The sequence below is a fragment of the Maricaulis sp. MIT060901 genome (genome assembly GCF_047123815.1).
Classification (GTDB): domain Bacteria; phylum Pseudomonadota; class Alphaproteobacteria; order Caulobacterales; family Maricaulaceae; genus Maricaulis.
In genome coordinates, this window is sequence record NZ_CP138920.1 from 1,619,025 (window position 1) to 1,635,148 (window position 16,124).

The 16,124-nt window shown below is 59.6% G+C and carries 17 protein-coding genes; 13 read left to right on the plus strand and 4 right to left on the minus strand.

What is annotated here, in order from left to right; genetic code table 11:
* Positions 1-236: 236 nt before the first annotated feature.
* Positions 237-785 (plus strand): DUF2975 domain-containing protein, encoded by a 549-nt coding sequence (locus tag SIC17_RS07945; RefSeq protein WP_291890898.1) that lies wholly within the window; start codon positions 237-239, stop codon positions 783-785.
* Between the two features lie 13 nt (positions 786-798).
* Positions 799-1,026 (plus strand): helix-turn-helix domain-containing protein, encoded by a 228-nt coding sequence (locus tag SIC17_RS07950; RefSeq protein ID WP_291890899.1) that lies wholly within the window; start codon positions 799-801, stop codon positions 1,024-1,026.
* A 156-nt stretch (positions 1,027-1,182) separates the two neighbouring features.
* On the opposite strand, the gene rph is transcribed toward SIC17_RS07950, so the two are convergent.
* On the minus strand, positions 1,183-1,899 hold the full coding sequence (gene rph, locus SIC17_RS07955) for a ribonuclease PH (RefSeq protein WP_412546900.1): 717 nt from the start codon (positions 1,897-1,899) through the stop codon (positions 1,183-1,185).
* 117 nt (positions 1,900-2,016) lie between these two features.
* Between rph and hrcA the strand changes: the two genes are divergently transcribed.
* Positions 2,017-3,087, plus strand: a complete 1,071-nt coding sequence (gene hrcA / locus SIC17_RS07960) for a heat-inducible transcriptional repressor HrcA (RefSeq protein WP_412546901.1) — start codon at positions 2,017-2,019, stop codon at positions 3,085-3,087.
* A gap of 16 nt (positions 3,088-3,103) precedes the next feature.
* Positions 3,104-3,724 (plus strand): nucleotide exchange factor GrpE, encoded by a 621-nt coding sequence (grpE, locus tag SIC17_RS07965; RefSeq protein WP_412546902.1) that lies wholly within the window; start codon positions 3,104-3,106, stop codon positions 3,722-3,724.
* Positions 3,725-3,799: 75 nt separating this feature from the next.
* On the opposite strand, the gene SIC17_RS07970 is transcribed toward grpE, so the two are convergent.
* Complete coding sequence (locus tag SIC17_RS07970) at positions 3,800-5,563, minus strand: hypothetical protein (protein WP_412546903.1); 1,764 nt, start codon at positions 5,561-5,563, stop codon at positions 3,800-3,802.
* Between the two features lie 138 nt (positions 5,564-5,701).
* On the opposite strand from SIC17_RS07970, the gene SIC17_RS07975 reads away from it, so the two are divergent.
* The 4 genes from SIC17_RS07975 (at position 5,702) to SIC17_RS07990 (ending at position 8,832) form a co-directional block, all read left to right on the plus strand.
* A complete protein-coding gene (locus SIC17_RS07975; protein ID WP_412545024.1) occupies positions 5,702-7,231 on the plus strand; it encodes an FMN-binding glutamate synthase family protein in 1,530 nt (509 codons plus the stop codon).
* Positions 7,232-7,235: 4 nt separating this feature from the next.
* Positions 7,236-7,586 carry a hypothetical protein gene (locus SIC17_RS07980; protein ID WP_291890905.1) on the plus strand — a complete coding sequence of 117 codons (351 nt, stop codon included), beginning with the start codon at positions 7,236-7,238 and terminating at the stop codon, positions 7,584-7,586.
* 44 nt (positions 7,587-7,630) lie between these two features.
* Entirely contained in the window at positions 7,631-8,050 is a 420-nt protein-coding gene (locus tag SIC17_RS07985) for a hypothetical protein (RefSeq protein WP_412545025.1), read from the plus strand.
* A gap of 65 nt (positions 8,051-8,115) precedes the next feature.
* Positions 8,116-8,832, plus strand: coding sequence for a hypothetical protein (locus SIC17_RS07990; protein WP_412545026.1), 717 nt, complete (start codon positions 8,116-8,118; stop codon positions 8,830-8,832).
* Here SIC17_RS07990 and SIC17_RS07995 read toward each other — a convergent pair.
* Entirely contained in the window at positions 8,783-9,436 is a 654-nt protein-coding gene (locus tag SIC17_RS07995; RefSeq protein WP_412545027.1) for an alpha-ketoglutarate-dependent dioxygenase AlkB, read from the minus strand. The two genes, SIC17_RS07990 and SIC17_RS07995, sit on opposite strands and share 50 nt — an antisense overlap.
* Before the next feature lie 310 nt (positions 9,437-9,746).
* Here SIC17_RS07995 and dnaK point away from each other — a divergent pair, with 310 nt between their 5' ends.
* The 5 genes from dnaK to dapB all read left to right on the plus strand — a co-directional run bounded on the left by dnaK (position 9,747) and on the right by dapB (position 15,705).
* Complete coding sequence (gene dnaK / locus SIC17_RS08000; RefSeq protein ID WP_291890909.1) at positions 9,747-11,657, plus strand: molecular chaperone DnaK; 1,911 nt, start codon at positions 9,747-9,749, stop codon at positions 11,655-11,657.
* A 56-nt stretch (positions 11,658-11,713) separates the two neighbouring features.
* Positions 11,714-12,583 (plus strand): FkbM family methyltransferase, encoded by an 870-nt coding sequence (locus SIC17_RS08005; protein WP_412545028.1) that lies wholly within the window; start codon positions 11,714-11,716, stop codon positions 12,581-12,583.
* The gene (dnaJ, locus tag SIC17_RS08010) at positions 12,580-13,752 is read left to right on the plus strand and encodes a molecular chaperone DnaJ (protein ID WP_412545029.1); all 1,173 of its coding nucleotides are present in this window, start codon (positions 12,580-12,582) and stop codon (positions 13,750-13,752) included. The genes SIC17_RS08005 and dnaJ overlap by 4 nt, the downstream gene beginning before the upstream one ends.
* 61 nt (positions 13,753-13,813) lie before the next feature.
* A complete protein-coding gene (locus SIC17_RS08015) occupies positions 13,814-14,884 on the plus strand; it encodes a hypothetical protein (RefSeq protein WP_412545030.1) in 1,071 nt (356 codons plus the stop codon).
* Positions 14,881-15,705 (plus strand): 4-hydroxy-tetrahydrodipicolinate reductase, encoded by an 825-nt coding sequence (gene dapB, locus SIC17_RS08020; protein ID WP_291890913.1) that lies wholly within the window; start codon positions 14,881-14,883, stop codon positions 15,703-15,705. The genes SIC17_RS08015 and dapB overlap by 4 nt, the downstream gene beginning before the upstream one ends.
* Here dapB and SIC17_RS08025 read toward each other — a convergent pair.
* Entirely contained in the window at positions 15,702-15,992 is a 291-nt protein-coding gene (locus tag SIC17_RS08025; protein ID WP_412545031.1) for a hypothetical protein, read from the minus strand. The two genes, dapB and SIC17_RS08025, sit on opposite strands and share 4 nt — an antisense overlap.
* Positions 15,993-16,124: the final 132 nt, after the last annotated feature.

A 16,124-nucleotide genomic window follows, 5' to 3' on the forward strand; every position in this document is an offset into this window, starting at 1 on the left:
GGTAATTGGTCAGATGCAAGTAGAAGGAAACAGAAAGATGGTCAGGCCCGAAAACTCTAACAGTCGCAACTTCGCAGCGGCAGTCATCAATGTCGTGCTGCTGGTAACGGTTGCTGCAGGCGCGTTCTACGCTATCGCTCCGGTGGTTGCATGATTTCGCAAAGCCGATGAGATTGGCCCAGCGGCCAACAGAAGACCGCAGGCCAATCTTCATCGATGAGTAGGAAGGGAAGGGAATGAAAGCACTTGGACGCGGATCTCTGGCTTCGGCCTTGAAGATCGTGCTCGATGTAGCGTGGTATTTATCCTGGGCCGCCCTGGTCCTGGCCTCGCTATTTCTCGTCGCGGCCGGCGCTGCATTCATCATGAACTTCCTGGGCTATCAGCCCGGTGTATTGTCAGAGACGCTGACAGCATTACGTGATTTCGGGATGTTCTTCCCGCTTCTCGTCGCCGAAATCGTCGCCCTGATGATCGTCATAGACCGGCTCCGCCGGATTTTCGGAACCCTTGTGGCTGGAGATCCCTTCGTGCCGGAAAATGCAGGCCATCTGCAGGTCATCGCCATCGCGATCGCCGCCTATCAGATCCTGCGCCATGTGTTCCAGGGTTCCGTGGCCATGCTGCTGACCTTGGTCGACCAGCCGATTGGCGGAGGCGTTGAACTCGACGTCGCTCCGGACATCAATCTCGGAGGCTGGTTCGCAGTGATTGCACTGCTGGTATTTGCGGAAGTCTTCCGTGAAGGTGCGAGAATGCGCCAAGAACAGAAATATACGATTTAGGGAGGCGCCGCTCATGCCAATTCGCGTCACTCTCGATCGAATGCTCCTGGAGCGCCGCATGTCGCTGACTGAACTGTGCGACCGTGTCGGCATCACCATGGCCAACCTGTCCATCCTCAAGACGGGCAAGGCCAAGGCAGTCCGCTTCTCGACCCTGGAAGCGCTGTGCAAGGAGCTTGGGTGTCAACCGGGGGACTTGTTGTCCTTCGATGAAGACGAGGATGACGACGCAGCCGACTAGGCGCGATGTCCTCGCACACAGAATTCATTCGCCGGTGTGTGAATGATGCAGATGGCGGGAGTGGGCCTGCGCGGTACGCCCCTTCCCAAGAGCCCGGGCAGGCCATTTCCAGCCCCCCAGCGCACTCCCGCCATCTGTCTTTTCCCTCATTCGGGATTATTTTTCCAGTGCAGCGCGCTGAATTTCAGACAATTCCGCGACGCCGGCCTTGGCCAGGCTGAAGAGCTCGAGGAAGTCCGCTTCTGCCATCGGACGGTCCTCGGCCGTTGCCTGGACTTCAACGATGCCGCCGTCGGACGTCAGCACGAAATTGGCATCGGCATCGGCGGAACTGTCTTCCTCGTATTCCAGGTCGAGACGGGTTTCGCCGTCAATCACACCACAGGAAATCGCCGCCAGCTGACCGTAGACCGGGTCGCTTTTCAGCACGCCTTCCTCGATCAGATAGGCCGTCGCCATTTTCAGCGCGACCCAGGCACCGGTGATCGCTGCCGTACGCGTGCCGCCATCGGCCTGGATTACATCACAATCGACCGTGATCTGGCGCTCGCCCAGAGCTTGCAGATCAATGACAGCCCGCAGGGAACGGCCGATCAGGCGCTGAATTTCCTGGGTGCGACCGCTCTGCTTGCCTGACGTCGCCTCACGGCGCATGCGTGAGTGCGTGGAACGCGGCAGCATGCCGTATTCCGCTGTTACCCAGCCCTTGTTGGAGCCACGCATCCACGGCGGCACATTGTTCTCGACACTGGCGGTACACAGGACGTGCGTATTACCGAACTTGGCCAGGCAGGAGCCTTCGGCGTAACGCGTCACATTGGTTTCCAGGGTGACTTCGCGCATTTGGTCGCGCACACGTCCATCAGGTCTCATCGATATCTCCAGAGTGTTGTTGGGGAGCTGGTAGCGGGCTTTTTCCATCGCATCAAGCAATCGCCGCCTGTACGCATGGGAATTGAAGATCCGGCCGGATTTGCCTAAGTCATCTGTATGACCATGACCGGATCGACTTCGCCCCTGGCCTCGCTCGACGAGCGCATGCGCATGATCTTTCGCGAGATCGTGGAGAGCTATCTGACCACGGGTGAGCCGGTGGGCTCGCGTACCCTGTCCCAGACCGGTCGTGTGACACTGTCGCCCGCCTCCATCCGCAATACGATGGCAGATCTGGCCCAGCTGGGCTTGCTGTCTGCCCCGCACCAGAGCGCCGGGCGCATGCCCACGCACATGGGCCTGCGCCTGTTTGTGGATGGCCTACTGCAGGTCGGGGAACTGTCAACACAGGAACGGCGCAATATCGAGGGCAAGGTCATGAGCTCGGCCCAATCGGTCGAGGATGTGCTCTCGGAAGCTTCCTCCATGCTGTCTGGCCTGGCCGGAGGCGCGGGGCTGGTGGTTACACCGAAACAGGAAGCGCCGCTGCGCCATATCGAATTTGTGCCGCTGTCGAATGTCGAGACACTCGCCGTGCTCGTCTTCGCCGATGGCACGGTCGAGAACCGCCTCATGCCGACCCCGGCGGGCACCCTGCCGGCAACGCTGATCGAGGCTGGAAATTATCTCTCCGCCCGGCTCAAGGGCCGCACGCTGGGCGAGGCCCGGACCGCCATCGCCGAGGAGCTGGCCCAGCAGAAGACCGCGCTCGATGAAGCCGCGAAGTCCCTGGTCACACGCGGCCTGGCGGAATGGGGTGGCAGCGGCGAGGACCGCGCCCTGATTGTGCGTGGCCAGGCGCGACTGCTGGAAAATGTCGAGGCCAGCGAAGACCTGGAACGTATCCGCCTGCTTTTCGACGACCTGGAACGCAAGCAGGAACTGATCGCCCTGATGGACAAGGCCAGGGACGCCGAGGGTGTTCGCCTGTTCATCGGTGCGGAAAATCCGCTTTTCAGCTTGTCGGGTTCCAGTGTGATCGTGGCTCCCTATATGAATAGCGAACAGCAGATTGTCGGCGCGTTAGGTGTAATTGGCCCCACGCGTTTGAACTATGCCCGTGTTATCCCCCTCGTCGACTATACCGCCCGAGTGGTCGGACAGATCCTCGACGGGAACCGAAAGTAAAAGAGACCACACGAAGATGAGTGACGAAAACAACAACATCTCCGATGAGGAACAGACCCCGGAAGCCGCTGCCGAAGAGGCTGTCGCCGCCGAGGAAACGACCGAAGACGGCAAGTCCGTGGAACAGCTGGAAGCCGAGCTGGACGATCTGCGTGACCGCCTTTTGCGCGCCGTCGCCGAGGAACAGAACACCCGCCGCCGCGCGGAACGGGAAAAAGCCGATACGCGCGAATACGCGATCACCAGCTTTGCCCGTGACATGCTGGATGTCGCCGACAACCTCAACCGTGCCGTCAGCGCTGTTGATGAGAGCGCACTGGATGGCGCGTCCGACGCTTTCAAGAACCTCATCGAGGGCGTGGCCATGACCGAACGGGCCCTGCTGTCCAAGATGGAAGGCCATGGCATCAAGAAGGTCGACCCGGCACCGGGCGAGGCCTTTGACCCGAATATCCACCAGGCCGTGGCCCAGATCCCGTCGGATCAGCCCAATGGCACGATCGCCTCGGTCATGCAGATCGGCTACACGATCGGCAAGCGCACTCTGCGTGCGGCCATGGTTGCGGTATCTGCCGGTGCGCCGGCCGGTGGCGGTGATACACCCCCCGCAGGCGGCAGCGTGGATGTGAAGGCCTAGACCTCACGCCGCCTCAAAAATTCGCCAGATCCACGAGAAGCGCGCGCCAAACGGCGGGCGCTTTTGTTTGGGGTCTCACTGCAGCATTTCACTCGTGCTGAGACAACTCGTGCTGGGCGACACCTGGGCCCAGCTGGCGACCGCTTCCACGTCCTGGACATATTGAAAATGCGGCTCCGAGCTGGTGTCACCGCGAGGCATAACCGAGACAACACCAGTAATACCATCTCGTTCAACCAAAACCTCGATTGGATGATGGATATCCCCATAACCGCCGCTGACATGGCGAATAAGAGTGTTGCCCGGCGCTAATCCGGCCAGAGCTGCCGGGCCATCAACGCGCACATCAGAAATCAGCCCCGGTTCCTGCTCTGATAGGCTCCATCCGGTGTCAAATGTCGGCCAAAGCCCCTCAGCCAGTGTGAATTCGGTGCCGCTAATGGCTATGCGACAGGGCAACAGCTGTTCAAGTGTGGAACCTGCGGCAATTTCCGCTCTTAACTCATTGCTTTCAACAGCGGACCAGAACCGGTCTTCGGTCAAAACCTCATCCGCTGAGAGCATTAGTGTCCTCACAAATCGGGCAATCCCATCTCCGTCCAAACCTCCGTCCGAATACACGTGGACGAGAAACGCAGCCAAAACCCCATGATCATAATCAAGAATCTCCGGGGTGCGATCCACTGACCGATTTTGTAGCGCGGCATTCAATCGCGCGATTATTGCTGAGGAAGGTGAAACACCGTGGCCTACGAACTCATTCCAAGCCAGATACTCCGCAAGCCCCTCACCGATCCAAATCGGCGTTGAAGCCGGGTCATACTGCCCCAACCTTCCAGGTACCCAAGTATGGGCTGCCTCATGGAGCAAAAGTAAAGATAACCTCTGCGGGGTTATAGAGGCATCAAATAGCGCAATCTGCGCGTTCTCACGGGCCTCTCCTGCATAACTCCCGAATTGCGCGGCGGTCGTGTTAGACTCTAAAACATACGCTTTGTATCCAGAAACTTGTCCGCCCGCTTCGAATGCCTCGGATAAATTCCTGAGCCCAGCCTCCAGCACGGCAGCCGCGAATCCCTCCGTCGTCGTCGATATCGTCGCTCTCTCATCACCAAGATGGTAGATCGCCACCCTGGCAGGGTCAGACGAATGAATGGATGCTTCGACCCAACTACCAACACCGAGCAGAGCAAATCTGGCGTCGTCGAACCGTTCGACCAACCATCGCCCCTCACCAAGCTCAGTCCCTGTTGAAAACACGGACGATCGCCCACGAAGGGATTCACCTAGTACAATCTCTGTTTCCCCAAACCGAAACGGTTGCCCATTTTCATCAAATGGTCGCATCGCAAGAAACAGCGCTAACCCATCTGCAAAGATGTTGTCGGATGAGGCCAGGATTGCGCTGCATTCGGACAGCATCGCGGGCGATATTCCTTCGAGCGAGGAGACCGGTGAAACACTGTAGGAGATTTCGATGGAACCCAGCCGGCTTGGCGTCAGGCGAGTCAGTAGTAGATCGTTGATCTTCTCACTGGAAAGGTTGGCGTTCTCATGCCTAGCGACGGTGTACTCCACCCCAGGACAAGCATCCGAGCGTCGGCTCATATCCCGTAGCCATAACTCATGAATCCCGGAGCTCGGGATAACCAGATGAACCTCGAAGGATTGTGTGTTCTCATCCAGTTCGACACGAATAGTTAGCCGGTCGACTGGTGCATCCACCAAGTCTTCCTGACAGCCCGTCACAAGTGAGAGGGTGAGCAGCAAATACAAAAATCGCAACAACGCGCCACTCCCCTTGAGATTGTTTTTGACTTTACCGGTGAAGGTAATCACGTCAACGCGTTAGAGTTCACCGCCAATCGCGCCTCCCATCCATCACGCCGCCTCAAAAATTCGCCAGATCCACGAGAAGCGCTCGCCAAACGGCGGGCGCTTTTGCATGATGTGCCTAGTTCAATTGGGGCTGTAGGCATGATGGGTCTTCCGCAATGGGCGATGGATGTGATGAACATCCTCACCCAGTTTTTCATTCTCGCTGTCGGTATTGGCGTCGCGATCGCCATCCTGATGTATGCACGCGACACCACGCAGACGGCCGATGCGGTGCGTCGCAACTATCCGGTGGTGGGCCGGTTCCGGGGCCTGTTCACGACCCTGGGGGAATTCTTCCGTCAGTATTTCTTCGCCATGGACCGTGAGGAATTGCCCTTCAACCGCGCCGAACGGGACTGGGTCTACCGGTCCTCGCAGGGCAAGGGTGGAACCATCCCGTTCGGCTCGACCAAACCGCTGACCCCCGTCGGCACCGCCATTTTCGTCAATTGCCCCTTTCCGGTTCTCGATGATGATGGCGCCGCCACCAAGCCCTTGCGGATCGGGCCCTTTGCCCGCTCGCCCTACGATGCGCCCAGCTTCTTCAACATCTCGGGCATGAGTTACGGCGCCCTGTCCAAACCAGCGGTGCGGGCCTTGTCGCGCGGCGCGGCCAAGGCGGGTGTCTGGTACAACACAGGTGAGGGCGGCATGTCGCCGATGCACCTGGAGGGAGGATGCGACATCGTCTTCCAGATCGGCACCGCCAAGTATGGCGTGCGCGATGAGCAGGGTAATCTCTCCGACGACAAGCTGCGCGAAGTCGCCGCCACGCCCCAGGTCAAGATGTTCGAACTCAAGCTCTCGCAGGGCGCCAAGCCCGGCAAGGGCGGTATCCTGCCCGCCGAGAAGGTCAATAAGGAAGTCGCCAGGATCCGTGGCATTCCTGTGGGCAAGGCCTCCATTTCACCCAACAGGCATCCAGAAATCGACAGTGTCGAGGACCTGCTGGACATGATTGCCCGCATTCGCGACGTGTCGGGCCTGCCCGTCGGTATCAAGTTTGTTGTCGGCGCCTATGGCTGGCTGGACGAGCTGGCCGTTGCCATCAAGGCCCGTGGCGAGGAAAGCGCGCCCGATTTCATTACCGTGGATAGCGGCGATGGAGGAACCGGTGCCGCCCCTATGGCGCTGATGGACAATGTCGGCCTGCCGATCCGGGAAAGCCTGCCCATGGTCACGGAAATCCTGCGACGCCATGGCCTTCGCGAACGCATCCGCGTCATTGCCTCGGGCAAGCTGATCATTCCCGGTGCCGTCGCCTGGGCGCTCGCCTCCGGCGCTGATTTCGTCCAGTGCGCGCGGGGCTTCATGTTCTCGCTCGGTTGTATCCAGGCGCTGAAATGCCACGAAAACACCTGTCCAACCGGCGTTACCACGCACAAGAAAAGCCTGCAGCGCGGGCTGGTGGTCAAGGACAAGGCCGACCGGGTCGCCGAGTACGCGCATACGGTGGTCAAACATGTCGAGATGATCGCGCATTCCTGCGGGGTATCGGAGCCGCGCGGCCTCAAGCGCAAACATGTCAGGATCGTTCAGGAGCACGGCCGTTCTGTACCGATGACCGATATGCGCTTCATGCCTGTGATGGACGAACTTGACGACAAGGACCTGCCCGAGCAGCACTAGGGGCATGTCGCCGCTTTTCCTGCTCCAGCTTGTTCACACCCTTGTCTTTGCCGTCTGTATAGCGACACTGGGGCCGCTGGGCTGGTATGCCCTGAGCGGCCAGGGCCAGACACTGGCCCTGTGGGCGCTGCTGCCGCCGATCGGTATTTTCGTCGGGCTCCAGCTCAATGGCGGACGCTGTATCCTGCAAACCCTGGCCCGCCGCTGGTCCGGTGTCGCCGAGGATGATCCGCGCTGGGTACGCGACATCCTCTTCCTGCCCGAAAGCTGGGCGGTTCGCGTGGTCAGGATCATGCTGCCGGTATTTATAGTGACGGTCGGGGCGGCCGGGGTGCGTGCCCTGATCTCGATTTAACCTTCACCGGACCGGATGCACGAGGAAATATTATGCGGTGGATATTGTTTTGGTTCGTACTGCTGCTCAGTGCGGCGTTTCTGCTGATTGCCTACAAGCCATTCCGATATCAACGCAGCGATCCGCACTATCGCTGGATCATGCAAAGGGTCGACGAGTCGCGGGCGTCACTCGACCGTGGTGACACGTCCAATTTGCTCATCGACTGGCGACAATTTCCCGGGCCAGCCTGGTCCCATATTTGCGTCGTGGGCGGATACGAAAATGTCAGCGACGTCGCCGACCGCCACAACATCGTCATGTCAAAATTGGACCGCACGCGTTATTCCATACTGGTTTCGGAGTGGGAGGCTGCGGTGCTGATCGCCTACCCAGACACCACGCACCGAGTTTTCTTGCTGCCATACGGCTACCCGCAAGTCCGGCAAGACGAGGCCTACTGCCTAGATCGGGGCAATGTCTAACCCGGGCGTTTGATCACATGTGAGAGAGCAGTATACACGTAGAGGACGTGTACTGGGAGGAATACATGCGGGTACTTTTGTTTTTGGCGGCTCTGTTCGCCGCAGGTTGCGCATCCACCTTGCCGTCAAGTTACAGCTTCGACCCGACCGGCGACGATGCCCTTGTGCTGATCGACCGTTCGCTTGCTCGCGGGCACATGCTCATTCTGGAAGGCGTGGACTTGGAAGCCGGCGCCTTTTCCGGGCCGCGCCGGGTCCTGACCGTCGGGATGGGCAACGAGCTTAACTACGTCCACATCCGAACGCCGCTCGCGGAGTACCAGACCAGTGCCTACGTGACGCAGCTCCCTCCCGGGGACTACGTAATCGCGGGCTATCAGACGATTTCATACCCGAATTCCACCACGGTGTGTTACGGCCGGGGAACGCCGGTTTTCCGGGTCGAGCCGGAAGTGGCCAATGTGCTGGCGATGGGCGGCGTCCGGATCGTCGGGCCGCATGGAATCGAGGATGGCCCGGCTGGGGATAGTATCATTGTCGGCATCCGCGAGGCCTTGTCCGGTTTGTCGGGCATACCGTCAGATATTCGTGTTGTACGCGCTCAACCGATTGCGGAAGTCCGGTGGGAAAGGGAGATGACCGTCGGATCATTTCTCACTGGGGAAAACTGCCCGGAAGCGCGCGGGTTTGAAGTCGTTCGCGACACTAACGAGCACCGAAACACTCCGGCGATTACTCGGGAGACGAAGCCGGAATCGTTACCCGTCGCATCGTCAGATTGATGCGCCCGCCACCCGGGAAGTCGTCTTCGCGGAGCAGTGTCGAGGTGCCCGGATAGATCCGGTCCACACCGTGATAACAGCGGCGTGCATCACCGCCCAGCACGACCACATCGCCGGAGGAGAGGACCATGGACGCCGTCTTGCCGCCTCGCTTCGGGCCGCCGAGGCGGAAACGCGCCTTGTCCCCCAGCGAGATCGAGACCACGGCGGCATCCGTTGCCTCCTCGTCCCAGTCGATATGCATGCCCATCTTGCTGGTGGGCGCATACCAGTTAACCAGACACGCTTCCGGCGGCGCGGGATAATTCGCCACTTCCTGCCAGAGCTGCATCAATCGTGTCGGCAAGGCCGGCCAGGGCGCGCCGGTCTGCGGATGTGACGGCTCATAGCGATAGCCCTTCTCCTTGTCGGTCACCCAGCCTAGCGGACCGAAATTGGTCATCAGCACGGACAGGGGTTGCCCGGTTCGCGGCATGGCCGGGCGCCAGAAAGGCGCGCTGGCGAGCGCACCCAGAACCGCCTGGATCAGCTCGGCCTGGTCGTTCCGACCGAAATATTCGGGCAGGTAGCGAAATCCGTCGGGCATGGAAAAGGCGTCGGTCATACCGAAGATATAGACCGCCACTCCCGCTTTGGTCAGCCCGCTTCCTGCGATCGGCTGGCCCGGTGCATCTCATATGACTGCACAGCATTGAAATTGATTCTGTTACAAGGCTTGCGCTCTCTGCCTGCACTACCTAAATCGCCTATCAACGGCAGGGGTATTCCCCGCCAATCTTGAACCACTGACCGGTGTCGGCATCACCGGTAGCTAACAGACGATCCCCGCGGGGGCTGTCAAACGCGGCGTCTGGCGCTTCGCTCGAAGGTCAGGCCCGGCCGGGACAGTTCCGCCGAGAATACGGAGAGAAAATATGAGTAAGGTCATCGGCATCGACCTTGGTACCACCAATTCCTGTGTCGCAGTGATGGAGGGCGGTCAGCCTAAAGTCATCGAAAACTCCGAAGGCATGCGCACGACGCCGTCCTTCGTGGCCTTCGCCGAAGACGGCGAGCGCCTGATCGGTCAGCCGGCGCGTCGCCAGGCTGTCACCAACCCGGAACAAACCTTCTTCGCCATCAAGCGCCTGATCGGCCGCAACATGGACGATCCGACGGTCCAGAAAGACGCCGGCATGGTGCCTTACAAGATCGTCCCGTCCGACAATAATGCGGCATGGGTCCAGGGCCGCGACAAGAAATACGCGCCGTCCGAAATCTCCGCCTTCATCCTGCAGAAGATGAAAGAGACCGCTGAAAGCTATCTCGGCCAGGGAGTCGACCAGGCTGTCATAACGGTCCCGGCCTATTTCGATGACGCCCAGCGTCAGGCGACCAAGGACGCCGGCAAGATCGCCGGTCTGGAAGTGCTCCGTATCATCAACGAGCCGACCGCAGCGGCCCTGGCTTATGGCCTGGAAAAGAACGACGGCAAGACCATTGCTGTCTTCGACCTCGGCGGCGGTACGTTCGACGTCTCCGTCCTGGAAATCGGCGATGGTGTCTTCGAAGTGAAGGCGACCAATGGCGACACCTTCCTCGGTGGTGAAGACTTCGACCTGCGCATCGTTGAATACCTTGCGGACGAGTTCAAGAAAGAGAACGGCATTGACCTGAAGGCCGACAAGCTGGCTCTCCAGCGCCTCAAGGAAGAAGCGGAGAAAGCCAAGAAAGAGCTGTCTTCTGCGACCTCCTATGAAGTGAACCTGCCCTTCATCACCGCGGACGCGTCCGGCCCGAAACACCTCAACATCAAGCTCTCCCGCGCCAAGCTGGAAGCCCTGGTCGAGGACCTGGTCAAGCGTACGCTGGAGCCGTGCAAGAAAGCCCTGAAAGATGCCGGCCTGTCCGCATCTGACATTGACGATGTGGTGCTGGTCGGCGGTATGACCCGCATGCCGAAAGTCCAGGAGGCCGTGAAGTCCTTCTTCGGCAAGGACCCGCACAAGGGTGTGAACCCGGATGAAGTGGTTGCCATGGGTGCCGCCATCCAGGCCGGCGTACTGCAGGGTGACGTGAAAGACGTCCTGCTGCTCGACGTGACCCCGCTGTCGCTGGGCATCGAGACGCTGGGCGGTGTCTTTACCCGCCTGATCGAGCGCAACACGACCATCCCGACCAAGAAGTCCCAGGTCTTCTCCACGGCCGATGACAATCAGAACGCCGTGACCATCCGCGTCGCCCAGGGTGAGCGCGAAATGGCGGCCGACAACAAGGAACTCGGTCAGTTCAACCTGGAAGGCATTCCGCCGGCTCCGCGTGGTGTGCCGCAGATCGAAGTCACTTTCGACATCGACGCCAACGGCATCGTCAACGTGTCCGCCAAGGACAAGGCGACCGGCAAGGAACAGGCGATCCGCATCCAGGCTTCCGGTGGTCTGTCCGACGGCGATATCGACCAGATGGTCAAGGACGCCGAGGCCAATGCCGAAGCGGACAAGAAACAGCGTGAACTGGTCGAGGCCCACAATGGTGCCGAAGCCATGATCCACCAGACCGAGAAACAGCTCGAGGAATTTGGTGACAAGGTTCCGGCGGCCGACAAGGACGCCATCGAAACCGCACTGAACGAGCTGAAAGAGGTCAAGGATGGCGAAGATCTCGAAGCTATCCAGCAAAAGACCCAGGCCCTGGTACAGGCTGCCATGAAGCTTGGCGAAGCCATGTATGCCGCCCAACAGGCTGAAGCCGGCTCTGAAGAGAGCGGTGCCGAGGCCTCTGGCGATGATGATGTTGTCGACGCGGAATTCTCCGAAGTTGACGACGACGCCAAAAAAGACGCTTAAGGTCTGATCAAGCCGGCCGGGTGTAAGCCCGGCCGGTCAGGCTTTAGGGGGCGGTCATGAGCGAATTCGACCCGGTATCCTCGCCCTACGGGGCGTTTTCTCTTTCTTCTTCGGAGGAATGGCTACGCCGTGCCGCCATGAAACTGCCCGGCGACCGCATGCGTCGCGCAGCGGAGAGCGTGGTTCGACGCATCCTGATGTCGGGTGGCCGTGATATCGCGGATGTCGAGGTCTTCCCCGGCCAGCATGCGCGTGTCCACATGCGCGACAATCGCTGTGAGAAACGCGCCTTTGTCGGCTCTAAAACCTGGGACAGTGGGGAACGCACCGCAATTCGCGACGCCATCCGCAACATCCCGCGCGAACGCGATCTGGTCTTTCTCGACGCCGGAGCCAATGCCGGTCTTTACACGCTTTCCGTCCTCGCAGATGCCCGCAAGTTTGATCGCCCTGTGAAGGTAATCGCGGTCGAGCCTGACGAAGAAAACCGCCGGCGCTTGAATTTCAATCTTCAGGCATCACATGCAAAGAATGTTCACGTCGCACCTTTCGCGCTTGGCGCTGAGGAAAAGCTGATCAGCCTGATCCAGGATGATCGCAATCGCGGCGAAGTCCGCATCAATGACACGGATGAAGACGGGACCATCCCGATGAAACCCCTGTCGATGGTGCTGGAAGACGCCGGTGTCGACCATGTCGACATCATGAAAATGGATATTGAGGGATTCGAAGAGCCTGTGCTCTCGGCCTTCTTCAAGATGTGGCCACGTGAAAAATGGCCACGAACAGTATTGCTCGAGACCCTGCATGCAGGCGCTGCCATAACCGATGGCGCGCCGGGCTTGTGTCTTGATCATGGATATGAGGTCGTCCAGCAAATGCGTCAGAACGCGGTGCTGGTGCTGCCCAACGGTGAAAACAAATGAGCAAGCGCGATTTCTACGAAATCCTCGGGGTTTCCAAGGGTGTTGACGAAAAGGAGCTGAAAAGCGCCTACCGCAAGCTCGCGATGAAATACCATCCAGATCGCAATCCGGGCGACGAGGAAGCCGAGGCCAACTTCAAGGAAGTGGGCGAGGCCTATGCCGTGCTCGCCGATGCAGACAAGCGCGCCGCTTATGACCGCATGGGCCATGCTGCCTTTGAACAGGGCGGAATGGGCGGTGGCGGCCAGGGTCCTTTCGGTGGTGGCGCCGGCGCGGCCGAGTTCGCCGATATCTTCGAGCAGGTCTTTGGCATGGGTGGAATGGGCGGACGCCGTGGCGGCGGACGCTCCAATGGTCCGGCCCGTGGCGCAGACCTCCGGTTCGACCTCGAAGTTACCCTGGAAGACGCCTTCAACGGCAAGGAAGCCGAAATCGAGGTTCCAACGGCGCTGGAGTGCGAACGCTGTGATGGCGAAGGCAATGAGCCCGGCACCGAGATTGAAACCTGCCCGACCTGTCATGGTGCTGGCCGCATTCGCCGCAGCCAGGGCTTTTTCACCATGGAACAGACTTGTCCGCAATGTGGTGGTCGCGGCAAATACGTCGTTACCCCATGTCAGGAATGTGATGGCGTGGGTCGTGTCCGCAAGAACCGTACGCTCTCCGTCACCATCCCTGCCGGGGTCGAGGATGGAACCCGCATTCGCCTCGCCGGCGAAGGTGAAGCCGGAGCCCGCGGTGGTCCTCGCGGCGATCTCTACATCTTCATCTCCGTCCGCGCACACGAGATTTTCGAGCGTGACGGCCCTAATCTCTATTGCCGAGCCCCGTCCTCCATGGTCCAGGCCGCTCTGGGCTGTTCCATCCAGGTCCCGACGATTGAGGGCGGCAAGGCCGAGATGAAAATCCCGGAAGGCGCCCAGACTGGCCGCCGCATGCGCCTGCGCAGCAAAGGCATGCCCCGTCTGCGTGGCGGCACGCGCGGCGACATGATCGTAGAGCTTTTTGTGGAAACTCCGCGCAATCTGTGTGATCGACAAAAGGAATTGCTGAAGGAGTTCTGCGATCTTTCCGGCGAGAACTGCAATCCTGACAGCGCCGGTTTCTTCAATCGTGTCAAACAGTTCTGGGACGACGTCACCACCGAGGACGGCCGCCCGAGCGCTTAGGCCACGACTCGGAAAAATCGCATCGTGACATCGCCACTCGGCTCGGATTAGTTTCGCGCCGATGCCACACGCTGAACTCGACCCCAAGTCTGACCGCTATACGCCGATGGAGAACCTTCTCTATCGCCGCTCTCCGTTCGGCTTCTGGGGCACAACCATTGCGATTTTTGTGATCAGTTTCGGTAGCTTCCTGCTGATCTGCCATATCACGCAACGCCCACCGATCTATGAAGTTGCAGCCGACGGCTCGATCAGCTTTCCGAGTGTTGTCTGGATCGGTTTTGTCTTGTCCATGATCCTCACCTCGGCACTCTCGCTCAGCGAAAATGGTGTTCGCCTGTGGAGAGCAGTGGAAGAAGATCTGGTTCGAGCGCTCAAACCCTCGGGTGAAAATGCAGCCCGCGCCTTCGCGGCTGGTGTACCGGTGAGCTGGCGAGGGCGTTATCTGGGCTTTTTCGCGGCAGGGGCACTTGCCGGGCTTGGCTTCAACGCCTTCATGATCGTTGTAAATGCCGGTACCCTGGAACGCTATCTCTCCTCGATCGGACTGTGGTTTTTGGTCTTTGCGCCCTTCCTTTACGGTCTTGGCGTGCGCGCTGGTGTAGATGTGGCGCGCGAAAGCAGTGAGCTGAAGACGCTGGTTCGGGATCATCTGCAAGTTGATCTCTATCATCTCGACCGGCTGCATGTGCTCGGACGCATCGGCCTGCGTGCTGCGCTGTCCTGGCTGTTGATGGCCGCTGTACTCCTGTTGTTCGTCGCCGCCCCCTCTCAGATGACCATGGGCCTGATCTCGATCGGTATTTCCATAGCGGGTGGCATGTGGGTCTTCTGGAGCGCTGTCAAACCCGCCCATGAACAGATCCGCGAAGCCAAATCAGCCGAACTCGAACGCATCCATGAACGCATGGCCTTGCTGCGGGATGCTGCACTGGCGGGCGATGTAGAGGCGGCATCCGCCCTGGCCGGACTGACGGATTATGAGCAATGGATTGAACAACGTCCCGAATGGCCTTTGTCTCCCTCGGTGACGCAGCGTTTTGCGCTCTATATCCTGATCCCGGTATTGCCCATCATCGCTTCCTACCTCTTCGAGAAAGTCGCTGATCTCGTGCTTGGAGCCACCTCATGACCCGACCGATCCGTATCGCCGTGCTTGGCCCGACAGGCCGCCTCGGCCGCGCCATCTCCTCCGCCATTCTTGACAGTTCTGATTGTCAGCTCGTCGGTGCGCTGGTGCGCGGGGAATCCCAGTTTGCCGGCCATGATATCGGCGAGATACTTGAGCGCCGCCCCATCGGCGTATCAGCGGAAACACATCTGGAAGAAGCCGTTGAAAGTGCCGATCTGGTAATCGATTCCAGCTTGCCGGGAACCACAGTGTCCGCCGCTCAGCGTCTGGCGGCCCTGGGTGGACCGGCCCTGATATCGGGTGTGACAGGTCTGACCGCTCAACAGGAGGAGATGCTGAGCGCTGCCGCTCAAAGCATTGCCATTCTGCAAGCGAGCAATTTTTCGCTGGGCGTTGCTGTTGCCGAAGCCCTGGTCGCTCAGGCCGCCGCCTTGCCAGCACGCGATTGGGATATCGAAATCACGGAAACCCACCACAAGATGAAAGCTGACGCTCCGTCAGGCACCGCCGTCATGCTCGGCAGAGCGGCGGCAAAGAAGCGGGGCATATTCCTCGAGGAAGCCGCCATCTGGAGCCGGGAAGGCTCGATGGGCCCGCGCGAAACCGGAACGATTGGTTTCGCAACCTCCCGTGGAGGCTCGATTGTCGGTGAGCATTCCGTCCGCTTCATCGCGGAGTTGGAGGAGATCACCATATCGCATAGGGCGTTTGACCGGCGCATTTTCGCAAATGGTGCCCTGGAAGCGGCACGGTGGATGTTTGCAGATGGAGAGGGCCGTGAGCCAGCCCTCTATACCATGCAGAACGTTGTCGCCGCCTAGACCTGCTCCACCACATGAGTCATGGCATGGACCTCTTCGGTCTGGGCCATCAACGCCTGGGCCGCCGGGTCAGCCATGAATTTCTCCTGTGCGGATTGCGCGGAAACAAGGCTGTCCCATTCGACCTGGTCGACAAATCGGCGATCACTGGTCGCCGAGGCAAACTGCCGCCAGCTGACAAATCCCGGAAAAGCCGACAAAACGGATTTCAGGCCGCTGCGGACCTTCTGGGCTTCGGCCGGATCTTTGACAGAATAAGTGACGATTTCGAATACGGGTTTGGACATTTCAGATCTCCTGTTGGGGTGAACACCCCAAGGATTTAGCGCGCCCCTACTGTCAGCCTCCTGTCATGAGGGGTCCGGCTTGCTGTGTTTTGCAAATCTTGACATATTCCCGACATTCGATTTGGTCAGGAG

Excerpts from the sequence above, each read along its gene's own strand:
- SIC17_RS07975 (WP_412545024.1), top strand. The coding sequence starts at position 5,702 with ATGATGGGTCTTCCGCAATGGGCGATGGATGTGATGAACATCCTCACC.
- dapB (WP_291890913.1), top strand. The coding sequence starts at position 14,881 with ATGACCCGACCGATCCGTATCGCCGTGCTTGGCCCGACAGGCCGCCTC.
- SIC17_RS08015 (WP_412545030.1), top strand. The coding sequence starts at position 13,814 with ATGCCACACGCTGAACTCGACCCCAAGTCTGACCGCTATACGCCGATG.
- rph (WP_412546900.1), bottom strand. The coding sequence starts at position 1,899 with ATGAGACCTGATGGACGTGTGCGCGACCAAATGCGCGAAGTCACCCTG.
- SIC17_RS07990 (WP_412545026.1), top strand. The coding sequence starts at position 8,116 with ATGCGGGTACTTTTGTTTTTGGCGGCTCTGTTCGCCGCAGGTTGCGCA.
- SIC17_RS07945 (WP_291890898.1), top strand. The coding sequence starts at position 237 with ATGAAAGCACTTGGACGCGGATCTCTGGCTTCGGCCTTGAAGATCGTG.
- SIC17_RS07995 (WP_412545027.1), bottom strand. The coding sequence starts at position 9,436 with ATGACCGACGCCTTTTCCATGCCCGACGGATTTCGCTACCTGCCCGAA.
- hrcA (WP_412546901.1), top strand. The coding sequence starts at position 2,017 with ATGACCATGACCGGATCGACTTCGCCCCTGGCCTCGCTCGACGAGCGC.
- grpE (WP_412546902.1), top strand. The coding sequence starts at position 3,104 with ATGAGTGACGAAAACAACAACATCTCCGATGAGGAACAGACCCCGGAA.
- dnaJ (WP_412545029.1), top strand. The coding sequence starts at position 12,580 with ATGAGCAAGCGCGATTTCTACGAAATCCTCGGGGTTTCCAAGGGTGTT.
- SIC17_RS08025 (WP_412545031.1), bottom strand. The coding sequence starts at position 15,992 with ATGTCCAAACCCGTATTCGAAATCGTCACTTATTCTGTCAAAGATCCG.
- SIC17_RS07980 (WP_291890905.1), top strand. The coding sequence starts at position 7,236 with ATGTCGCCGCTTTTCCTGCTCCAGCTTGTTCACACCCTTGTCTTTGCC.
- dnaK (WP_291890909.1), top strand. The coding sequence starts at position 9,747 with ATGAGTAAGGTCATCGGCATCGACCTTGGTACCACCAATTCCTGTGTC.
- SIC17_RS07950 (WP_291890899.1), top strand. The coding sequence starts at position 799 with ATGCCAATTCGCGTCACTCTCGATCGAATGCTCCTGGAGCGCCGCATG.
- SIC17_RS08005 (WP_412545028.1), top strand. The coding sequence starts at position 11,714 with ATGAGCGAATTCGACCCGGTATCCTCGCCCTACGGGGCGTTTTCTCTT.